The organism is Comamonas odontotermitis, from assembly GCF_040396735.1.
GTDB classification, from domain to species: domain Bacteria; phylum Pseudomonadota; class Gammaproteobacteria; order Burkholderiales; family Burkholderiaceae_C; genus Comamonas; species Comamonas odontotermitis_C.
Window position 1 is genome coordinate 1 of the sequence record NZ_JBEBNZ010000005.1, and the last position, 18,945, is coordinate 18,945.

At 63.8% G+C, this 18,945-nt stretch carries 16 protein-coding genes; 3 read left to right on the top strand and 13 right to left on the bottom strand.

Going from position 1 to position 18,945, the window contains the following annotated elements:
- The 4 genes from ACH2DG_RS06780 to ACH2DG_RS06795 all read right to left on the bottom strand — a co-directional run.
- The coding region (locus tag ACH2DG_RS06780) for an efflux RND transporter permease subunit (protein WP_395024994.1) at nucleotides 1–3,034 on the bottom strand (3,034 nt) is incomplete at its 3' end.
- Between the two features lie 14 nt (nucleotides 3,035–3,048).
- On the bottom strand, nucleotides 3,049–4,200 hold the full coding sequence (locus ACH2DG_RS06785; protein WP_395024995.1) for an efflux RND transporter periplasmic adaptor subunit: 1,152 nt from the start codon (nucleotides 4,198–4,200) through the stop codon (nucleotides 3,049–3,051).
- Between the two features lie 131 nt (nucleotides 4,201–4,331).
- Nucleotides 4,332–6,032, bottom strand: coding sequence for an enterochelin esterase domain-containing protein (locus tag ACH2DG_RS06790; RefSeq protein WP_395024997.1), 1,701 nt, complete (start codon nucleotides 6,030–6,032; stop codon nucleotides 4,332–4,334).
- 136 nt (nucleotides 6,033–6,168) lie between these two features.
- A complete protein-coding gene (locus tag ACH2DG_RS06795; RefSeq protein ID WP_395025201.1) occupies nucleotides 6,169–8,274 on the bottom strand; it encodes a TonB-dependent receptor in 2,106 nt (701 codons plus the stop codon).
- A 369-nt stretch (nucleotides 8,275–8,643) separates the two neighbouring features.
- Between ACH2DG_RS06795 and ACH2DG_RS06800 the strand changes: the two genes are divergently transcribed.
- Complete coding sequence (locus ACH2DG_RS06800) at nucleotides 8,644–9,024, top strand: DUF5329 domain-containing protein (RefSeq protein WP_395024999.1); 381 nt, start codon at nucleotides 8,644–8,646, stop codon at nucleotides 9,022–9,024.
- Between the two features lie 76 nt (nucleotides 9,025–9,100).
- On the opposite strand, the gene trpC is transcribed toward ACH2DG_RS06800, so the two are convergent.
- The 9 genes from trpC to rpe all read right to left on the bottom strand — a co-directional run bounded on the left by trpC (nucleotide 9,101) and on the right by rpe (nucleotide 16,396).
- Nucleotides 9,101–9,943 (bottom strand): indole-3-glycerol phosphate synthase TrpC, encoded by an 843-nt coding sequence (trpC, locus tag ACH2DG_RS06805; protein ID WP_395025000.1) that lies wholly within the window; start codon nucleotides 9,941–9,943, stop codon nucleotides 9,101–9,103.
- Nucleotides 9,944–9,957: 14 nt separating this feature from the next.
- Nucleotides 9,958–10,992 carry an anthranilate phosphoribosyltransferase gene (gene trpD / locus ACH2DG_RS06810; RefSeq protein WP_395025001.1) on the bottom strand — a complete coding sequence of 345 codons (1,035 nt, stop codon included), beginning with the start codon at nucleotides 10,990–10,992 and terminating at the stop codon, nucleotides 9,958–9,960.
- A 42-nt stretch (nucleotides 10,993–11,034) separates the two neighbouring features.
- Nucleotides 11,035–11,544: a DinB family protein gene (locus ACH2DG_RS06815; protein WP_395025003.1), complete on the bottom strand. Its 510-nt coding sequence runs from the start codon at nucleotides 11,542–11,544 to the stop codon at nucleotides 11,035–11,037.
- Entirely contained in the window at nucleotides 11,544–12,116 is a 573-nt protein-coding gene (locus tag ACH2DG_RS06820) for an anthranilate synthase component II (protein WP_395025005.1), read from the bottom strand. The genes ACH2DG_RS06815 and ACH2DG_RS06820 overlap by 1 nt, the downstream gene beginning before the upstream one ends.
- 2 nt (nucleotides 12,117–12,118) lie before the next feature.
- Entirely contained in the window at nucleotides 12,119–12,448 is a 330-nt protein-coding gene (locus tag ACH2DG_RS06825; protein WP_395025006.1) for a chorismate mutase, read from the bottom strand.
- Nucleotides 12,445–13,956, bottom strand: a complete 1,512-nt coding sequence (gene trpE / locus ACH2DG_RS06830) for an anthranilate synthase component I (RefSeq protein WP_395025009.1) — start codon at nucleotides 13,954–13,956, stop codon at nucleotides 12,445–12,447. The genes ACH2DG_RS06825 and trpE overlap by 4 nt, the downstream gene beginning before the upstream one ends.
- A gap of 324 nt (nucleotides 13,957–14,280) precedes the next feature.
- Entirely contained in the window at nucleotides 14,281–14,691 is a 411-nt protein-coding gene (speD, locus tag ACH2DG_RS06835; protein WP_395025011.1) for an adenosylmethionine decarboxylase, read from the bottom strand.
- 171 nt (nucleotides 14,692–14,862) lie between these two features.
- Nucleotides 14,863–15,576 carry a phosphoglycolate phosphatase gene (locus ACH2DG_RS06840; protein WP_395025013.1) on the bottom strand — a complete coding sequence of 238 codons (714 nt, stop codon included), beginning with the start codon at nucleotides 15,574–15,576 and terminating at the stop codon, nucleotides 14,863–14,865.
- A 139-nt stretch (nucleotides 15,577–15,715) separates the two neighbouring features.
- Nucleotides 15,716–16,396: a ribulose-phosphate 3-epimerase gene (rpe, locus tag ACH2DG_RS06845; protein WP_395025015.1), complete on the bottom strand. Its 681-nt coding sequence runs from the start codon at nucleotides 16,394–16,396 to the stop codon at nucleotides 15,716–15,718.
- Nucleotides 16,397–16,425: 29 nt separating this feature from the next.
- Between rpe and apaG the strand changes: the two genes are divergently transcribed.
- Nucleotides 16,426–16,836: a Co2+/Mg2+ efflux protein ApaG gene (gene apaG / locus ACH2DG_RS06850; RefSeq protein ID WP_395025017.1), complete on the top strand. Its 411-nt coding sequence runs from the start codon at nucleotides 16,426–16,428 to the stop codon at nucleotides 16,834–16,836.
- On the top strand, nucleotides 16,836–18,941 hold the full coding sequence (locus tag ACH2DG_RS06855) for a site-specific recombinase (protein WP_395025018.1): 2,106 nt from the start codon (nucleotides 16,836–16,838) through the stop codon (nucleotides 18,939–18,941). The genes apaG and ACH2DG_RS06855 overlap by 1 nt, the downstream gene beginning before the upstream one ends.
- Nucleotides 18,942–18,945 lie beyond the last annotated feature (4 nt).

Below are 18,945 nucleotides of genomic sequence, written 5' to 3' on the forward strand. Positions count from 1 at the left end.
GCAGCACCAGGGCGATCAGCGGCAGCACCATCATGCCGCCCACGATCACCGACGCGAAAGGGCGCTGGGTTTCGCTGCCTACGCCGGTGGACATGGCCATGGGCAGCAGGCCCAGCAGTGCCAGCAGCGCCACCAGAATGACCGAACGCATGCGCTCGGCCGTGCCCTCCACCAGGGCCTGCAGCAGCGGCAGGCCGGCGCGGCGGCGCTCTTCCACACTCGACAGCACGAGCAGCCCCACCAATGCCACCTGCCCGAGCAGCGCGATGAAGCCGATGGCCGCGCTGATCGACAGCTCGATGTGCGTCACATGCAGGGCCACGATACCGCCCACCATGGCGAACGGCGCGCACAACATGATCACGCCTGCGCTGCGTGCGCGCCCCAGCGCACCAAACAGCAGGGCGTACACGATCAATAGCGACAGCGGCACCACCACCTTCAGGCGTGCGGCGGCGCGCTGCTGGTTTTCCCACTCGCCACCCCACACGGCGGTGTAGCCCTCGGGCATCTTCACGTTCTGCGAGAACGCGGCCAGCGTGTCCTTCACCACCGAGCCGATGTCCCGCCCTTCCACATTGAACTTCAGCGCCATGTAGCGCGCATTGCCTTCACGGAAGATGGAAGAGTTGCCGATGGCCACCTGCACATCGGCCAGCGCATGCAGTGGGAACGACTGGCCCTTGGGCGTGGGGATGGCGATGTCGCGGATGCGGGCCTCGTCCATGCGGTTGACGTAAGGCAGGCGCACACGCACCGGCACGGGGTATTGCCCTTCCCACAAGGTGGTGACCACATCACCTGCCAGCGCCATCTCCAGGGTCTTCTGCGCGGTATCCATATCGATCCCCTGGCGCGCCAGCGCGTCGCGGTTGAAGGTGACGTGCACCTGCGGCGCCGGGGCGTCGCGGTACAGGCCCAGATCCACCACGCCGGCAATCGGCTGCACCACGTCCACCGTCTTTTGCAGCAGCGCGCGCAGCTGTGGAATCTCCGGCCCGAAAATCTTGAGCACCACCTGGCCGCGCGCGCCGGAGCTGGATTCCTCCACGCTGTCCCGAATGGGTTGTGCAAAATTGAAGGCCACACCGGGTATTTCCCGCAGGCTCTCGCGCATCTGGTCGATCAACCGCGGCTTGGTCAGGCCTGGGGTCCACTGCTCATGGGGCTTGAGGCGCACCAGCACCTTGGCCAGGTTCAGGGTTTCATTGTCGGTACCGGATTCCGGCCTGCCCTGCTCCGAGATGACCGAGATCACCTCAGGGTACTGTCCCAGGCGCAGGCGCACCTCGCGCAGCACTTCCTGGCCTTTTTCCAGCGAGATGGATGCAGGCATTTCCACCAGCACATAGGCATCGCCCTCGTCCAGCTCGGGCAGGAACTCCGTCCCCAGCCAGCGCCCGGAATAGCCCGCCACAGCCAGGATCACCACGGCAACCAGGGCCACCAACCAGCGCGCGCGCCGCGATTGCAGCACCTTGCCGATCCAGCGCTCATAGCCGTGCTGCGCATGCTCGAACACCTTGGGCTCCTCCACCATCACATGCCTGGGCTTGAGCAGCAAGGCGCACAGTGCGGGCACCAGGCCCATGGCAAACACCAGCGCGCCCAGCAGCGCAAAGGTATAAGTCATCGCCAGCGGGCGAAAAATGCGGCCTTCGATGCTCTGCAGCGAAAATACGGGGATCAGCGCCGCAATCACGATCGCCATTGCAAACAGGGTGGGCTTGGCCACGGCCACGGCAGAGTCGATGATGATGTGGCGCATGTCAGCCTGCGTCTGCGGCTTGCGCTGGCGCGCATTGCGGATGATGTTCTCGGCCAGCACCACCGCACCGTCGACCATGATGCCGAAGTCAATGGCGCCCATCGAGATGAGGTTGGCGGGCATGCCCAGCCAATGCAGGCCGATGAAGGCCACCAGCAGCGACAGCGGAATCACCGTGGCCACGATGATGGAGCCGCGCAGGCTGCGCAGCACCAGCCACAGAACGCTGACGATCAGCACCGCGCCAAACAGCAGGTTGTGCTGCACGGTGGCCAGCGTGTGGCCCACCAGGGTGGAGCGGTCGTAGCTCGTCACCATCTTCATGCCCTCCGGCAGCTCCCCGCCATTGAGCTGATCGACCTTGAGGTGGATCTGGTCGAGCACGCGCGAGGGATTCTCGCCCCGCTTGAGCAGCACGATGCCTTCAACCACATCATCGTGCTCGTCCATGCCGACCGAGCCCTGGCGCGGCGTGTGCGACTGGAACACCCGCGCCACGTCGCCTATCGTCACCGCCTGTTCGCCGCGCATGGCCACCACCACGCGCTGAATGTCCTCGGGCTTGCCCAGGAGGCCAATGCCGCGCACGATCAGCGATTGCTCGCCACGGCGCAGCAGGCCGCCGCCGACATTGCGGTTGGACTTGGACAGTGCATCGCCCACATCTTCCAGCGAGATATCAAGGCTGTAGAGCTTTTGCGGATCGACCTCGACATGGAACTCCTTGACGAAGCCGCCGATGCTGACGATATCGGCCACGCCTTGAATCTGCTTGAGCACGCGGGTAACGTGCCACTCCTGCTCGGTGCGCAACTGGGCGAGCGTGTGGCGGTCGCTTTGCAGGCGGTAGTAGTAAATCTTGCCCAGCGGGGTGTAGTCGGGCGCCATCTCGGGTGTCACCCCTTGCGGCAGATCGGCCTGCGGCAGCCGCTGCGCCACTTCGGCACGGGCCTTAAAGCTGTCGGCGTTGTCGTCGAACACGAGGTTGATCATCGACAGGCCGAAGTAGCTCTCCGAGCGCAGCGACATCAGGCCCGGCGTGCCGTTGAGCTCGCGCTCCAGCGGCTGGGTGATCTGGCGCTCCACCTCTTCAGGTGCCAGGCCCGGGGCCTGGGCAATCACGCCCACCTGAACGTTCGTCACGTCCGGATAGGCCTCGATGGCGGTGTTCAGGTAGGAATAGACGCCGTAGATGGCGATCAGCAGCGTGGCGCACAGCGCCAGCATTCGGCGGTGCACGACGAAGGAAATCAAAGAGCGCAGCACGGGTGTTTTCCTGCTTACAGCATTTGGCTGGCTGCGCCGTCCAGCAGCAATCCACCGCGCACCACAATCCGGTCGCCGGCCTTGAGCCCGCTTTGGACTGGAACCATGCCGCGCAGCGGCTGGCCCAGCACCACGGTGCGCGCCTCGAAGACCCCCTCATCCACCTGCACAAAGACCAGCGAGCGGTCGCCATCCTTGATGAGCACCGCAGTCACCGGAATCAGCATCTGCTGCGTGGCAGCCAGCGGTATCTCCACCGATGCCTGCATGCCGGGGCGCAGGCCGGGGGCCTGCGTTTTCATGTCGATCAGCACCGTCGCGCGGCGCGATTCCTTGTCCAGCACGGCGCCGATATTGCGCACGGTGCCTTGCGTGGCAAGTGCCAACTGCTGCACCTTGACCACCGCGTCGGCACCGACGTGGATGCCCGCCAGATCGCCTTCGAAGGCATCGGCCACGATGCGCATCGCGCCCGGATCCCCCACCAGGAACAGCGCCGCCCCCGACTCCGCTGCCGCGCCGGGCACGGCATTGCGCTCGGCGATGACACCCGCCCGTGGAGCACGCAGCACAATCTTGTCGCCGCTTCCGTTACCCAGCAAGGCGGCCACGCCCTGCGCGCGCGCCAGTTCCTGGGAGGTTTCATGCAGCTTGGATTGCGCCGCGCGCAGCTCCATCTCCACGCCCACGCCCTTGGCCACCATGGTGCGCTGGCGCTGTTCTTCCACCACTGCCAGTTCCCTGGCAGTGCGCGCAGCCTCCACTTCGTAGCGGATGCGCAGCGCCTCCGGGCTGACCAAGGTTGCCAGCGTGTCGCCAGCCTGAACCTTGTCTCCCACCTGCACATTGACCGACACGACCCGCCCTTCGACCGGAATGGCGACAGCCGCCACCTTGTCATCCTGGAAGGCAACGCGCGCGGGCATGGCCACGGTCTGTGCGGCGCCAGACTGCGTCAGGCTGACAATGTCCAGCATCTTCAGCGATGCGGGCTGCAGCCGCACCTGGCCAGGCGCCAGCGCAGCGGCCTTGGGGCGGGATGCGTCCGCCTCTTGCGCAGCGGCATCATTCCTGCCGCTGCAGCCGGACAATGCCAGCGCCATGGTGGCAGCCGTGGTGGCCCACACCAGCCCTCGGCCGGTGTTGGAGTTGAAGAGAAATTGCATCCTTGCCCCTGGTGTTCTGTCTGCTTATGTCGCCGCGTGGCGCGGGCTCCATGCTAGACAGACACCGGGGTGCTCGGCATTACCGACGGATTACCGTTTGGTTAGTTTTGCCGGTTGGCGCGCGCATCGGCTCACTTTCCACCGGCAGACGCACACGCCCCCTGCACCCGGCTCCAGCTGGCGGGCTGCAACAGCGCCACCAGTCCGCAGGCAAGCGAGCCCTGCCAATGCACGTAGTCGTGGCCGGTGTTGTGCTCCACCTGCGTCACGCGGTAGCCTTTGGCGCGCAGCACGTCGCCCAGGGCACGGCTCGTCTCCAGAATGCCCGCCTGACCACCGCGTGCACTTTCATACAAGCCGGCGTCAAAGTAGAACTCCACCGGCAAGCGAGGTGCAGCCTCCCACCAGCGTGCCAGTGCATTGGGCGCTTCGCCCTCAGGGGCCCACCAGTATGAGCCCGACAGGCTCAGCACCTTGCCAAAGCGCCCGGGGTACTGCTGCGCCACGTAGCTGGATGCCAGGCCGCCATAGCTGGACCCGGCCAGCACCGTGCGCGCTGCAGGCACGTCAACGCCCTGCGCAGCGAGCCACGGCATCAACTCCTCGCCCATCATGCGGGCAAAGGTGGGGTTGGGCGGCAGTTCCTTGCCGCGCAGCGCGCTGCTGGCATTGCCCACCAGCACCACGGCGGTGCTGGGGACCAGTTGGTCGGCAACCAGGTTGTCCACGATCTGCGGCGTGGGTACATCGTGGAGGTAAGCATGCGCGTCAAACAGCACCAGCACGCTGCGCTGCGCCGCTGGTGTCTGCGACCAGCCCCGAGGGCGGTAGATCCATACATCCCGCCCATTGCCCAGGGCCTGAGAGGTGAACCAGTGGCGCTGCAGATCGCCGTGCGGCACGCCTTCACGCCTTTGGCGCCACGGCTGGGGCGGCGCATCGGCCAGCTGCAGCACAGAACGGCCCTGGTAGCGGTCTACCGGCGGCACGCCATCTGCTCCTGCGCCCCAGGTACGGGCATTGAAGGGATCGCGCTGCAAGGTGGCGAGAATGCTGCGCCGCTGGTCCTGCGCGGGGGCATCGATATTGGGCACATCGGGCGCAAACCCGTAGCTCAGCCGCACATCGCTGGGCATCACAAAGCTGGCCCACCACACATCGGACGCGCCCAGGCGCTGCAGCGATTCATGGTTGCCGCTGGGCGACCCGAACAGCCGCACGCTGTGCTGCGCGCCGCGCCACACAAAGGTGACGAGGCGCTCGCGCTCGCTCCATGGCTCGACCAATGGCGCGCCCTGTTGCGCCACTTCGCGCCAGAAGGCTTCGGTATTGCCTCCGGCCTGCAACTGCTGGGCCAGCGCCTGCAGGCGCTGGCTTTGCAACGGACGCTCGGGCAGTTTCACCTGCTGGTCGGCGGCAGGCTGCCAGGCTTGCGCCAGCAGCAGGCGATATTGGCCGTTTTCGGGGGTAGCGCCCGTAGGCTGCACGCCACCAGCTATTGTGTTTGCGGTAGCGTACCCAACAACCGGTGCGTCACTGGCGTGCAACACCAGCTGCTCGCTCGCCTGTACCTGCCAGGTAAAGCCTTCGCCTCGGGCATCCTTGCCCAGCAGCCGCCGCACGTGCCGGCCCTGTGCATCCTGCACATCCAGCTGCAGGCCGGTGGCATCGATCTCGCCGCGCACCACGCTGCCGGCGGGCAGCGCGCGGGCGTCGAGCTGCCAGCGCTGCTGCGTGCCCGGCGCAAGCGTTCCTTGCACGGCCGTGCCGACGGCCAGCACGGGGAAGGACGCCGCAGCCTGCGCGGTCGATGATGCAATTTCAGTGTTCATGCGGTGGCTCGGGGTGCAAGCCGCCAGCAGGCTGGCAGCAGCCAGTACGGCGGTGATACAGCCTGGGGATTTGCACCATGGCCTCAGATAAAGCAGGGCGTCTGCGCGCATCAGAAAAGCGCTTGTAGCTATCATTTTAAAAGTCCACAGAGGCGCTGACGCGGTAGGTGCGCGGTGCGCCCACGGTCAGGAAGTTGTCGGCAAAGGCACCTGCCCAGTACTTGCGATCAAAGGCGTTGTCCACATTGGCGCGGAACACGGTCTTCTTGCCCGCAACCGTGGTGGCATAGCGCGCGCCCAGGTCCACGCGCGTCCAGCTGGGGGCACGCAAGGTGTTGGCGGCGTTGACCCACTGCTTGCCGGTGTGCACCACGCGGCCGCTCAGCGCTGCGCCGGGCAGGCCCGGAATGTCCCAGTCGCCACCCAGGTTGGCCGTCCAGCGCGCCGCGCCAAAGGCGTCGTTGCCGTCGTTCTTGCCGCCTTGCGTACCCGTCAGCCGGGGCTGCAGGTAGGCGATGCCGCCCAGCACACGCAGGCCACGCAGCGCCTCGCCCGAGGTGTTCCATTCCACGCCCCGGTTGCGCTGCTCACCGCCCAGCTGCAGCGTGTTGGTGGCGCTGTCGATCACGGTCGATGGCTTTTCGATCTGGAACAGCGCCAGCGTATTGGTGAACGCGCCAGCGCGCCACTTCACGCCCATCTCCATCTGCTTGGTCTTGTAGGGCGGAAATACCTCGCCCGCGTTGGCGTACGTGGATCCCACTTCCACGCCCGGGCTCAGGCCCTGGATGTAGTTGGCGTACAGCGATACGTCGTCTCCCCAGGGTTTGACGACAAGGCCCACAGCAGGTGTCACGGCTGATTCGTCGTAGCCCTTCATCTTCTGGTGCACGCGCTGGTGGCGCAGGCCCAGCGTCAGCAGCACCCTGTCCTGCGCGAACGAGAGCGTATCGGCCAGCGCCAGGCTGCTGATGTCGTTGTCGTTCTCGCGCCGCATGCCCTGGCGCCCCGGTGCCAGGATGGGGTCGACCGGATCATAGATGTTGGTGGTGTAGTTGGGGCTGACGGTGATCGGCAGTGCGCGACCGCTCTTCTGGTTCATGAAGTTATAGGCCACCACCACCTGGTGCTTGACCGCCCCGGTCTCGAAGCTGCCACGCACGCCGGTCTCCCAGGCGGTGGTGTTGGTAAAGCCTTCGAGGTTGTAGGTCTGGCCGATGGCCGAGCCGTCGCCCACCGCATTGAGCACTACGCGCGTGCCCGTGGGCTGGCCGGTGTAATGGTGCAGCGCGCGGCCCGCACTGCCGTACAGCTGCCAGCGGTCATTCAGATCGACGCTGCCGCGCAGCACCACGCCTTCGTTCTCGACCACCGAATTGACGCCCCGGAACAGGTTGTTGCGGCCATCGGGCGCGTCGATAAGGTGGTCCATCTTGGCAAAGCTCACCATCACCGGGCTGCCGTTGTTCATGTGCGCGCGGTAGCGGTAGGCGTCCAGCCCCAGGCTGAAGCGGTCGCCCTGGTAATCGAGCGCTAGCGCGCCCAGGTTGCGGCGGCGCTTTTGGTCGTCCACCGACGTCTCGCCATTGCCCAGCAGGCCGTTGAAGCGGATGCCCAGGCGGTTTTCCGGCCCGAAGCGGCGCGACACATCGGCATGCGCCTGTAGCTGCGATCCCGAAGTGAAGGAGGTTGCCACCCGTGTGAGCGGCTGCGCCGTGGGCCGCTTGGTGACGATGTTGACCACGCCGCCTACGCCGCCTGCCGGAGACATGCCACTCAGCAATGCGCCCGGCCCCTTGAGCAGCTCCACGCGTTCAATGAATTCCGTAGGAATGTTGCTATCCGGCGCAATGCCGTAGAGGCCATTCATGGCCACCTCGCTGGCGTTGATGTCAAAGCCGCGGATCAGGTAGTTCTCGTTGATGTGACCGGTGTTGGTGGTAAAGCGCACCGAAGGGTCGTTTTCCAGCACGGCAGCCACGGTGGATGCATTCTGATCCTGCATCAGTTCGCTGCTGTAGGCGGTGATGTTGAAGGGCGCATCAATGGTGTCGACGTTTCCCAGCAGGCCCAGGCCGGCAGCCTTGCCTACCTGGCCGCCCGGTGCAAGGCGCGGCAGTTGGCTCTTGTCTTGCGCGGCCTGCACCTTGACTTCACTCAAGGTGGACTCCGGCGCATTCTGCGCTGAGGAGGACGCCATGGGTGCGGATTGCGCCCATGCAGCAGGAGAGATGGCAAGCATGGCAGCAGCCACGCCATGCAGACGACGCGCCTTGCGCGCACTCAGGAGTTTGGTTTTCAAGATAGACCTCGGCGATGGTGTCATTCCATCTATCCACCCACCTGGTGCGTGAAAACGACGCCAGCCCTACCCGGTACGGCTGGCAGGTCGTCAGAGCAACGCTGGATGGGGAGATGGATCAGGCCTGCTGGCTGGGCACGGCAGAAGTCTGCCTGGCTGAGGCGAGCGTGCGGGTCGCCATCAAGGGGCCCCTGCACAGCAGCAGAAGGGCACGCCATGGCGACTCACATTTACGAATGCGAATAATTCTCAACAAAATGTTAACACAGGTTTACAGCGTGAAGGGGCAGTTCACGGCAATATCTGCGCATGCCATCTTCCATCCTCACCTTCACCAAGGCCGCATTGGCAGCCGCCTGCCTGTCAGCCGCCTCCGTGCACGCCACTCCGCAAGCGGCCACAGCCATCGAAATTGACGGCCTGTTTTCGGCCCTGCTCACATCCGGCTGCGAGTTCAACCGCAATGGCAGCTGGTACAGCGCCAAACAGGCCAGCCAGCATCTGCAGGGCAAGTACGACTACCTGCTGAAGAAAAAGCTGGTGCCCACGAGCGAAGCCTTCATCGACCATGCCGCCAGCCAAAGCAGCATGTCGAGCAAACCCTACCGGGTGCGCTGCCCCGGCCAGCCCGAGATCGACAGCAAGCAGTGGTTCACCGAGCAACTGGAGCAGATCCGCGCCAGGAAATAGCGCCGGCCCTTCCACAAAAAAGAGAGCTGCTCGCGCGCCAGGGTAGCGCGCGAGCAGCTCTTTTTTTGATAGTAAATTAAGCGCGCTCGACCGGATGGGCAAACAAGGCAGCCAGCGCTTCGCCCGGCTCATCCGCACGCATGAACGCCTCACCCACCAGGAAGGCGTTGATACCGGCATCGCGCATGGTCTTCACATCGTCGCGGGTCATGATGCCCGATTCCGTCACCAGCAGGCGGTCGGCAGGCACGTGCTTTTGCAGATCGAGCGTCGTCTGGATATCCACCTCGAACGTGCGCAGGTTGCGGTTGTTGATACCCACCAGCGGCGTCTTGAGCTTGAGGGCACGCTCCAGCTCGGCCCCGTCATGCACTTCCACCAGCACGGCCATGTCCAGGCTGCGCGCGATCTGCTCCATCTCGGCCATCTGCGCGTCATCCAGGCAGGCGGCAATCAGCAGCACGCAGTCAGCGCCCATCGCCCGCGATTCATAGATCTGGTAGGGATCGACCATGAAATCCTTGCGCAGCACCGGCAGCAAAGTACTGGCACGCGCCTGCTTCAGAAAGTCGGGCTCGCCCTGGAAGAACTGACGGTCCGTCAGCACCGACAGGCACGCCGCCGTCGCGTTACCGTGAATTTTGGCCTTGTTGTTGCTATTGCCCACCATGTAGCTTTGTGCAATGTCGGCCGGGTCAAAATCTGCACGAATGACGCCCTTGCTTGGGCTCGCCTTTTTGATTTCGGCAATCACCCCCGCCTCCCCCGCAGTGATTTTGGCGCGCAAGGCCCCTACAAAATCGCGCGTCACGACGCGGCTTTCCGCATCGCGGCGCATGCCTTCAAACGACAAGCGCTTTTTCGCTTCAGCGACTTCTTCGACTTTGACGTCGCAGATCTTCTTCAAAATATCGGACATAGGTATTACTTTCTTCAGGCGTTGGCGTACTGCTGGGTGAATGCCACCAGCGCTTTGAGCTTGGCCAGTGCAGCGCCGGTGTCGATTGCCTCGCGCGCGCGCCGCAGGCCGTCTTCGATGGATTCCGCCACATTGGCCGCATAAAGCGCCGCGCCTGCATTCAGGCAGACGATGTCGCGCGCCGGGCCTTTTTCGCCCTGCAGAATGCCCAGCAGCATGGCTTTGGATTCTTCGGGGTTGTCCACGCGGAAGGCACGGGTGCCGACCATCTGGATACCAAAGTCTTCGGGGTGGATCTCGTACTCGCGCACCACACCGTCCTTCAGCTCGCCCACCAGGGTGCCAGCGCCCAGGCTGATCTCGTCGAGCCCGTCGCGGCCATACACCACCAGTGCGTGCTCGGCGCCCAGGCGCTGCAGCGCGCGCACCTGGATGCCGACCAGGTCTTCGTGGAACACCCCCATCAGGATGTTGGGCGCACCCGCCGGATTGGTGAGTGGGCCCAGGATGTTGAAGATGGTGCGCACGCCCAGCTCCTTGCGCACGGGCGCCACGTTTTTCATGGCCGGATGGTGGTTGGGCGCGAACATGAAGCCGATGCCCACCTGCGCAATGCTCTGCGCAATCTGTTCGGGTTTGAGGTTGATGTTGACGCCCAGCGCCTCCATCGCATCGGCACTGCCGGATTTGCTCGATACGCTGCGCCCGCCGTGCTTGCTGACCTTGCCGCCGGCAGCCGCGATCACGAAGATGGAGCAGGTGGAGATATTGAAGGTGTTGGCGCCGTCGCCACCGGTGCCGACGATGTCGACCAGGTGGCTGCGGTCGTTCACATGCACCTTGTTGGAAAACTCGCGCATCACCTCGGCAGCCGCGCTGATCTCGCCAATGGTTTCCTTCTTGACGCGCAGGCCGGTGAGGATGGATGCCGTCATCACCGGCGACAGCTCGCCCTTCATGATCATGCGCATCAGATGCAGCATTTCATCGTGGAAGATTTCACGGTGCTCGATGGTGCGCTGCAGCGCTTCCTGGGGGGTAATCGACATGGGGTTTCCTAGATCATTCAAACGGATGAGGACGAATGCAAGCTAGGCCTGCCATCGGCGCCCCGGCTCCAGCCGGTGCAAGAAGGTGGTGAGCGAATCACGCGGCAAGGCCACGCCATGTGTTGCCAGAACGCGCCCGGCCGCCCCTCGGTGGTAGGTGCCATGCACGACCAGGTGGTGCAGCATTTCGCTGCGCGTCATGCTGCCGGTATCGCCATCGGTAAAGCGGAACAGGATCAGCTCGCCCAGTTGCGCATCCTGCAGGCCCTGCACATACAGCTCCAGCTGCGCGTCGGAATGGGCCAGGCGGGCCTGCAGATCAGCCAGTGTTGGGGTATCTTCGGTATTGGTTGCGCTGAAGTGGTGCTGCCCACCTTGCATGTGCGCGGAAAAAATCTGATCGACCACCCAGGTGTGGTTGAGGATGCGGGTAAAGAGCCGCAGTTCATCGGCCGATAGCAGATGCTGCGACGCCATCCCCAGTTGCACCAATTCCTTGTTGGCCCAGCGCTTGTACGCAAACTGCGGAGCCAGGACGGCGGCGCCAGTCATCAGCGCTGCTCCAGAAAGTTCTTCAGCATGGCGTGGCCGTGCTCGGTCAGAATGCTCTCGGGGTGGAACTGCACGCCCTGGATCGGCAGTGTCTTGTGGCGCACGCCCTGGATTTCACCGTCTTCACTGGTCGCCGTCACTTCCAGGCAATCGGGGCAGGTGCTGCGCTCGATCACCAGCGAGTGGTAGCGGTTGACGGTGAACTCCTCTGGCAAATCTGCAAACACGCCTTGCTGCGTGGTGTGGATGACACTGGTCTTGCCGTGCATCTGCTGAACCGCGCGGATGATATTGCCGCCAAAGGCTGCGCCAATGGCCTGGTGGCCCAGGCATACGCCCAAAATAGGGAGCTTGCCGGCAAAGTGCTGGATGGCTTGCACCGAAATTCCGGCCTCCGCCGGACTGCAGGGCCCGGGAGATATCACCAGCCAGTCCGGTTGGTGGGCGGCAATCTCGTCGAGCGAGGTTTCGTCATTGCGCACCACGACCACATCGACACCCAATTCGCCAAAGTACTGGACGATGTTGTAGGTGAAGCTGTCGTAGTTATCGACCATCAACAGTTTTTTCATCGTCACTCCCTCGGTGTGCCGCCTGCCTGCAGGCGCGCCAGTTCACGGTGTTCATAGGCGATGTAGGCTTCCATCATCGCGCGGTAGATGGCCTCGATCACATCGGGCTGGCCGCCTTCGAGCGCCGCGCGTTCGCGCACGCGGCTGACGATGGTCTCGATGCGCTCTTCATCACGCACCAGCTCGGGGTTGTTCTTGACCTTGGCAGCCTGGGTCATGTAGCCGCCGCGCTCCACCAAGAGCGGCACCAGGATGTCGTCGAGCGCGTTCACATGGCGGCGCACGTCGGTCATGGTGTTGCAGTCTTGCACTTTGTCGATAGCGCGGGTCATTCCAGTCCTTCCTCTACGAGTTCGGCCGCGCGCAGCAGTGCGCGCGCCTTGTGTTCAGTCTCTTTCCACTCCAGCTCGGGCACCGAATCGGCCACCACGCCAGCTGCGGCCTGCACATACAGCATGCCGTCCTTGATGACGCCTGTGCGGATGGCAATGGCCAGGTCCATGTCACCGGCATAGCTCAGGTAGCCGCAGGCGCCGCCATAGATGCCGCGCTTGACGGGTTCGAGCTGGTCGATCACTTCCATTGCGTGCACCTTGGGCGCGCCCGACAGCGTGCCTGCCGGGAAGGTGGCCTTGAGCACGTCCATGCTCGTCATGCCGTCTTTCAGAATGCCTTCCACATTGCTCACGATGTGCATCACATGGCTGTAGCGCTCCACCGCAAAGGCTTCGGTCACCTTGACGCTGCCGGTCTTGGCGATGCGACCGATGTCGTTGCGCGCCAGGTCGATCAGCATCACATGCTCGGCACGCTCTTTGGGATCGTTCACCAGCTCGTGCTCGGTTGCCTTGTCCTTCTCTGGCGTGGATGCGCGCGGGCGCGTGCCAGCCAGCGGGCGGATGGTGATCTTCTGGCCCACGCCGCCTTCATGCTCGACCTGCTCCTGCCGCACCAGGATCTCGGGGCTCGCCCCCACCACCTGAAAGTCGCCAAAGTGGTAGTAGTACATGTAAGGGCTGGGATTGAGCGAGCGCAGCGCCCGGTATAGCGACAGCGGGCTTTCGGTGTAGCGCTTGTGGATGCGCTGGCCCACCTGCACCTGCATGAAATCGCCCGCCGCAATCATCTCCTTGGCTTCTTCGACGGCTCGCAGGTAATCCGTCTTGGCAAAGCTGCGCTCGGCCGGATAGCTTTCGCCCGCACGGATGCGTGGCACGCTGACCGAATAGCGCAGCTGCTCCTTGAGCTGGCGCACGCGCTTCTTGGCCTTGCTGTAGGCCTCTGCCTCGCCGGGGTTGGCGTAGACGATCAGGTAGAGCTTGCCCGAGAGGTTGTCGATGACTGCCACCTCTTCGCACTGCAGCAGCATGATGTCGGGCGTGCCCAGGGTGTCGGGTGGGCAGCTGTTTTCGAGCTTCTTCTCGATGTAGCGCACGGCGTCGTAGCCAAAGTAACCCGCCAGGCCGCCGCAAAAGCGCGGCAGGCCCGCGCCCAGCGCCACCTTGAAGCGCTGCTGGTACGCAGCGATGAAATCAAGCGGATTGCCCTGGTGCGTCTCCACCACCTGGCCGTCGGTCACCACCTCGGTCTTGGCAGCGGTACCAAAACCGGTGGCGCGCAGCAGAGTGCGTGCAGGCAGGCCGATGAAGCTGTAGCGGCCAAAGCGCTCGCCACCCACGACGGATTCCAGCAAAAAGCTGTGTTTGCCATCGTCATGCGCGTGGCAGAGCTTCAAATACAGCGATAGAGGTGTTTCGAGATCCGCAAACGCATCAGCGACGAGAGGAATGCGGTTGTAGCCTTGGTTGGCCAGACTTTTGAATTCGAGTTCGGTGATCACGAAGAATCGTCCCCAGCTTTGGCAGCGCACGCTGGATGTGTGCGTATCGTGCGCTGCAGTTCATCTTGGCGGCCATACCGGTCGGCATGGCCTCGGGCGCACGCTGGGGCGTGTCACCCAGCGGCAATCAAACAGACATGGTCGCAGGCTTACGCCAGGGCCAAGCTCCCCGGCCTGCGAGACCTGCAATGACTGCGTGATGGATGAACATGGGCTTTAGTGTAGCAAACGATTGGAGGCGCCAGTACCAATTCCCGCAAATGCCGGGTATTGGCCCATAAAGCGGTGTGATCGTGCTGTCAGGCAGCGTTGCAGATGCGCCAATCAGCGGCCACCGCCACTGGCAAAGGCCGTCGCCGCGCCGGCGTCGCCCCGCCGCAATTGCTGCTGGTGCACACGGGTGGGTGCCAATGCTTTGAGCAGACTTTGCATCAGCGCGTGGGCCTTGGCGGTGTTGTCTTCCGAGAAGTTGCAGACGTACAGATCCAGCGACACACTGCCGCTTTCGGGCCAGGTATGGATCGCCAGGTGCGACTCGGCCAGCAACACCGTGCCGGTCACCCCCGACGGCTGGTCGTTGACCGGTGCAAAGCTGTGCCAGCGCTGCGCCACCACGCTCAGGCCCGAGCGCATGGTCTGCCCCACGCACAGCTGCGCCAGTTGCACCTGCTCGGTCAGCAGCGACGGCGCGCACTGGCATTGGTACAAATCGGCGGTCAGATGCAATCCATCCATGGGGCAAGAGTGTAGTTTGGCAAGGGTGAAGCTGCGCCCAAGGCCGCCATGCAGGCGGTTGGCAACAGCGCCATCATAGCGGCAGAGGCTTGTGCGGCGCAGCGGCTGTGTGGGTGGCATCGACTGCCAGCGTTTTGCCTGTGCGCACAATCACTCCTAAATCGATAGCAACTACCGAACCAGTTCAGCCAGCGAGTCTACATAGCCGGTGGCCTGCACCTGCCTGATCGGCTGGCCGTGGTTGTAGCCGTAGCTCACCAGCACCACGGGGCAGCCTGCGTTGTGCGCCGCTTCAGCGTCGTTGCTGCTGTCGCCCACCATCAGCGTGGTGGCGGGCTGGCTGCCCAGGGCCTGGCAGGTCTTGAGGAGCGGCAATGGGTCGGGCTTTTTCCGCTCGAACGAGTCACCGCCAAAGACGCAGTCGAAATAATCACGCAAGCCCTTGGCCTTGAGCAGCGGCTCGGCAAAGGACAGCGGCTTGTTGGTCAGGCAGGCCATCTTCAGGCCCAGGTTGCGCATCTGGCGCAGGCCTTGCTCCACGCCGTCGTACACCCTGGAGAACCGGCCATTGATCGCCAGGTAGTGGTGCTGGTATTGCTCCCAGGCGCGGGCGTAGTAGTTGTCGATCTCGGTAGCAGCAGGTGCGCGCCCCTGCTGCGACAGCACGTGCTGGAGCACCGACCGCAGCAGATTCTCCGAGCCCTTGCCCACCATGGGCTCGATGGCTTGCGCATCGATCGCAGGCAGTTGCAGATCCGCCAGCATGCGGTTGAGGGCCTCGGCAAAATCGCCCATGGTGTCGACCATGGTGCCGTCCAGGTCAACGATCACGGCTTCAATGGCCCCGCCGTTGGGAAGGGGCAACTTGGCAAGCGATACGGTCATGGCTTTCTTCGATATCAGCGCGTGTACTTTCCCATTCGGCAACGCAGGCGGGCCGAATAGTGCGAATCACGCATCAAAACAATAGCTATCAGCGCCCACTGGGCAAGCGCTGGCAGCCGTTTTACCTATTTTCAGCGACTCAGACCAGTGCCGTACGCATCTGATCAATCACCGCCTTGTAATCTGGTTTGCCAAAAATGGCGCTGCCGGCCACAAAGGTGTCGGCGCCAGCATCGGCCACCTTGCGGATGTTGCTTTCCTTGATGCCGCCATCCACTTCCAGGCGAATGTCCTTGCCGCTTGCCTCGATGCGCTTACGGGCCGCCTCGATCTTGCGGAAGGTGCTGTCGATGAAGCTCTGGCCGCCGAAACCGGGGTTCACGCTCATCAGCAGGATCAGGTCGATGTCCTCGATCACCCAGTCCAGAACATCCAGCGGCGCTGCCGGATTGAATACCAGACCCGCCTTACAGCCCTGTGACTTGATGGCCTGTATGCTGCGGTGGACGTGGGTCGAGGCGTCGGGGTGGAAGCTGATATAGTCAGCACCCGCCTCGGCAAAGGCGGCTGCCAGCGCATCGACGGGCTGCACCATCAGGTGCACATCGATGGGCGCAGGCTGTCCATTGGGCAGCACCGCGTGCGGCTTCAGGGCCGCGCATACCATGGGGCCAAATGTCAGATTGGGAACGTAATGGTTGTCCATCACGTCAAAGTGAATCCAGTCGGCGCCGGCAGCCAGCACGGAGCGCACCTCTTCACCCAGGCGGGCAAAGTCTGCGGACAGGATCGAGGGGGCAATTCGGTAAGGGGAGCTCATCCCGTTATTGTCGCAGTTAGTATTTCCATATGCCAAAGCACCAGTTTGATGTCTCAGTGACACCGCAGTACATGCCCGAGCACTCGGCGCCCGAAGCCGGGGTCTACCAGTTCGCCTATACCATCACCATCCGCAACAGCGGCGCCACCGCTGCGCAGCTGATCGCGCGCCACTGGATCATCAAGGATGCCAGCGGCAAGCTGCAGGAAGTGCATGGCCTGGGCGTGGTCGGCCACCAGCCGCTGCTGCAACCCGGTGAATCCTTCCAGTACCAGAGCCAATGCCGCCTGGCCACGCCGCAGGGCAGCATGGAGGGCACGTATTTCTGCATCACCGAGGATGCCGAAACCTTTGACTGCCCGATTCCCCGCTTTGTGCTGGATGCCACGCAGTACCCCGAGCAGGATGACGATCTGGCCCAAGGACGGGTCCTGCACTGATGTTTGGCAAAAAGAAGCAAGAGCGGCTGCCTGCCCTGCTGGCCAGCCTGAACCCCGATGCGCCGCTGGCCGAGCGCAACCTGTGGATCATTGAGGTGGCCGACTGGATCCGGGGCGAACAGGTGTCGGTGGATGCGGCCGTCGCCCGCGTGGGCCTGCTGCTGGATGCGATGGAGGCCAACCCCGAACTGCGCCGCAAGCTGCAGGCCTGGTGGGCATGCCTGCTGCAGACCGTGGACCTGACGGCGCTGCTGGCCGATTTCGGTTTTGCGCCGCGCACTGCCTTCTTCAATGAATTGGCCGAGCGGCTGCGCTGGAAGCTGCTGCCCTCGACGCCCGAGACCATCGACGCCACCGTGCTGTTCTCGATGGCGCTGCACACGCCATTCGACGCGCAATGGCTCAAGGCACTGGATGCCCAAACGCTGGAGCGCATTGCCGCCCTGCTCTCGCCCGGCTTTGCGGCAATTGAAACGCCCGTGGTGGTGCCCACGCAGATCGCACAGAGCGATGTGCACGAAGGCGTCATCGCCGGGCAGGAGCACTACGGCAACCGGCTCTCGCCCTGGCAGATGCTGGTGCTCAACGCCGTCACCTACTGCGCCGGGCAGATTCTGGCCTCCGGCTTCACACCCGAGCTGCGCCTGCGCATGAGCGGCAGCGCGCAAAACACACAGCCGTTCTACACCTTGATCAGCCATGTGGAAGAGCTGCGCAAGGCCATGCTGCACCACAGCCCCAAGGCCGCCGATGTTCTGGAGGCCGAGGTAAGCGTGCGCAGCAGCCTGGATGAGTGCCGCGCCGCCGTGGCCTCGATCTACGAGCATTTCGAGGACAACGGCGTGTCGGTCGGCGTCGTCTTCCGCCTGCGCCAGCTGCGCATGCGTATCCTGCGCGTGCGTGAGCTGCTCGACTGCCTGCTGTCCGCCAACCCCAACACCATCACCGCCAAGCTGCTGGCCCATCTGGTGGTGGTGGGGCTGGAGCGCCAGAGCGTGCGCGCGCTGATCTCGTCCAACTCTTCACTGCTCGCCTCCAAGGTGGCCGAGCGCAGCGCCGAGACGGGTGAGCACTACATCACCCGCGACAGCCGCGAATATGCGCACATGGTGCGCAAGGCCGCAGGCGGCGGCTTTGTGATGGCCTTCACCACGCTCATCAAGTTTGCACTGCACGCGGTGGCGCTGTCCGCTTTCTGGGGCGGGTTCATCGCAGGCATCAATTACGCGATCAGCTTCGTGCTGATCCAGCTGCTGCATTTCACCGTTGCCACCAAGCAACCGGCCATGACTGCGCCTGCCATGGCGGCCAAGCTCAAGGAGTCCGGCAACACCGATGCCGGCATTGCGTCGTTTGTCGATGAGGTGAGCTATCTGGTGCGCTCGCAGGTGGCTGCGGTACTGGGCAATGTGCTGGTGGTGTTCCCTACGGTGCTGGTTCTGGCCCTGGCTTGGGCCTACGCCAAAGGCACGCCATTCATCGACAAGATCTATGCCGCACAGACGCTGCACTCCATCAGCCTGCTGGGGCCGTCGGTGCTGTATGCCGCCTTCACCGGTGTGCTGCTGTTCTCGTCGAGCATCATTGCTGGCTGGACGGAAAACTGGTTCGTGCTGCACCACATGGATTCGGCCATCCGCTACAACCCGCGCATCACCGGTTTTCTGGGCAAGGCACGAGCCGCGCGCTGGGCCCGCTTCATGCGGCGCAATGTCTCGGGGTTTGCCTCCAACATCTCGCTGGGCTTCATGCTCGGGTTGATTCCGGTGACGGCGCAGTTCTTCGGGCTGCCCATCGACATTCGCCACGTCACCCTGGCGTCCGGGCAGGCAGCGGCTGCAGCAGCGAGCATGGGCCTGCAAGCCCTGCACTACCCCGGTTTCTGGCTGGCGATTGCCGCGTTGCCCTTCATGGGTGGCTTCAACATTCTGGTGAGCTTTTACCTCGCCTTCCGCCTGGCGCTGCGTGCGCAGAACGTCAGCAACGTCGAGCGCTCGCACATCTACAAGGCGCTGACCAAGCGCTTCTTCTCGCGCCCGATGAGCTTCTTGCTGCCGCTGCGGCTGAACAAGGGCGCAACGGCAGAACCCGTTGGAGGCCGTTGACATG

What these genes read in the sequence shown, in the direction of transcription:
- ACH2DG_RS06825 (WP_395025006.1), bottom strand. Translation starts at nt 12,448, where the DNA reads ATGACCCGCGCTATCGACAAAGTGCAAGACTGCAACACCATGACCGAC.
- ACH2DG_RS06800 (WP_395024999.1), top strand. Translation starts at nt 8,644, where the DNA reads ATGCCATCTTCCATCCTCACCTTCACCAAGGCCGCATTGGCAGCCGCC.
- ACH2DG_RS06790 (WP_395024997.1), bottom strand. Translation starts at nt 6,032, where the DNA reads ATGAACACTGAAATTGCATCATCGACCGCGCAGGCTGCGGCGTCCTTC.
- speD (WP_395025011.1), bottom strand. Translation starts at nt 14,691, where the DNA reads ATGGATGGATTGCATCTGACCGCCGATTTGTACCAATGCCAGTGCGCG.
- apaG (WP_395025017.1), top strand. Translation starts at nt 16,426, where the DNA reads ATGCCAAAGCACCAGTTTGATGTCTCAGTGACACCGCAGTACATGCCC.
- ACH2DG_RS06785 (WP_395024995.1), bottom strand. Translation starts at nt 4,200, where the DNA reads ATGCAATTTCTCTTCAACTCCAACACCGGCCGAGGGCTGGTGTGGGCC.
- trpC (WP_395025000.1), bottom strand. Translation starts at nt 9,943, where the DNA reads ATGTCCGATATTTTGAAGAAGATCTGCGACGTCAAAGTCGAAGAAGTC.
- rpe (WP_395025015.1), bottom strand. Translation starts at nt 16,396, where the DNA reads ATGAGCTCCCCTTACCGAATTGCCCCCTCGATCCTGTCCGCAGACTTT.
- ACH2DG_RS06840 (WP_395025013.1), bottom strand. Translation starts at nt 15,576, where the DNA reads ATGACCGTATCGCTTGCCAAGTTGCCCCTTCCCAACGGCGGGGCCATT.
- trpD (WP_395025001.1), bottom strand. Translation starts at nt 10,992, where the DNA reads ATGTCGATTACCCCCCAGGAAGCGCTGCAGCGCACCATCGAGCACCGT.
- ACH2DG_RS06820 (WP_395025005.1), bottom strand. Translation starts at nt 12,116, where the DNA reads ATGAAAAAACTGTTGATGGTCGATAACTACGACAGCTTCACCTACAAC.
- ACH2DG_RS06795 (WP_395025201.1), bottom strand. Translation starts at nt 8,274, where the DNA reads ATGCTTGCCATCTCTCCTGCTGCATGGGCGCAATCCGCACCCATGGCG.
- ACH2DG_RS06815 (WP_395025003.1), bottom strand. Translation starts at nt 11,544, where the DNA reads ATGACTGGCGCCGCCGTCCTGGCTCCGCAGTTTGCGTACAAGCGCTGG.
- ACH2DG_RS06855 (WP_395025018.1), top strand. Translation starts at nt 16,836, where the DNA reads ATGTTTGGCAAAAAGAAGCAAGAGCGGCTGCCTGCCCTGCTGGCCAGC.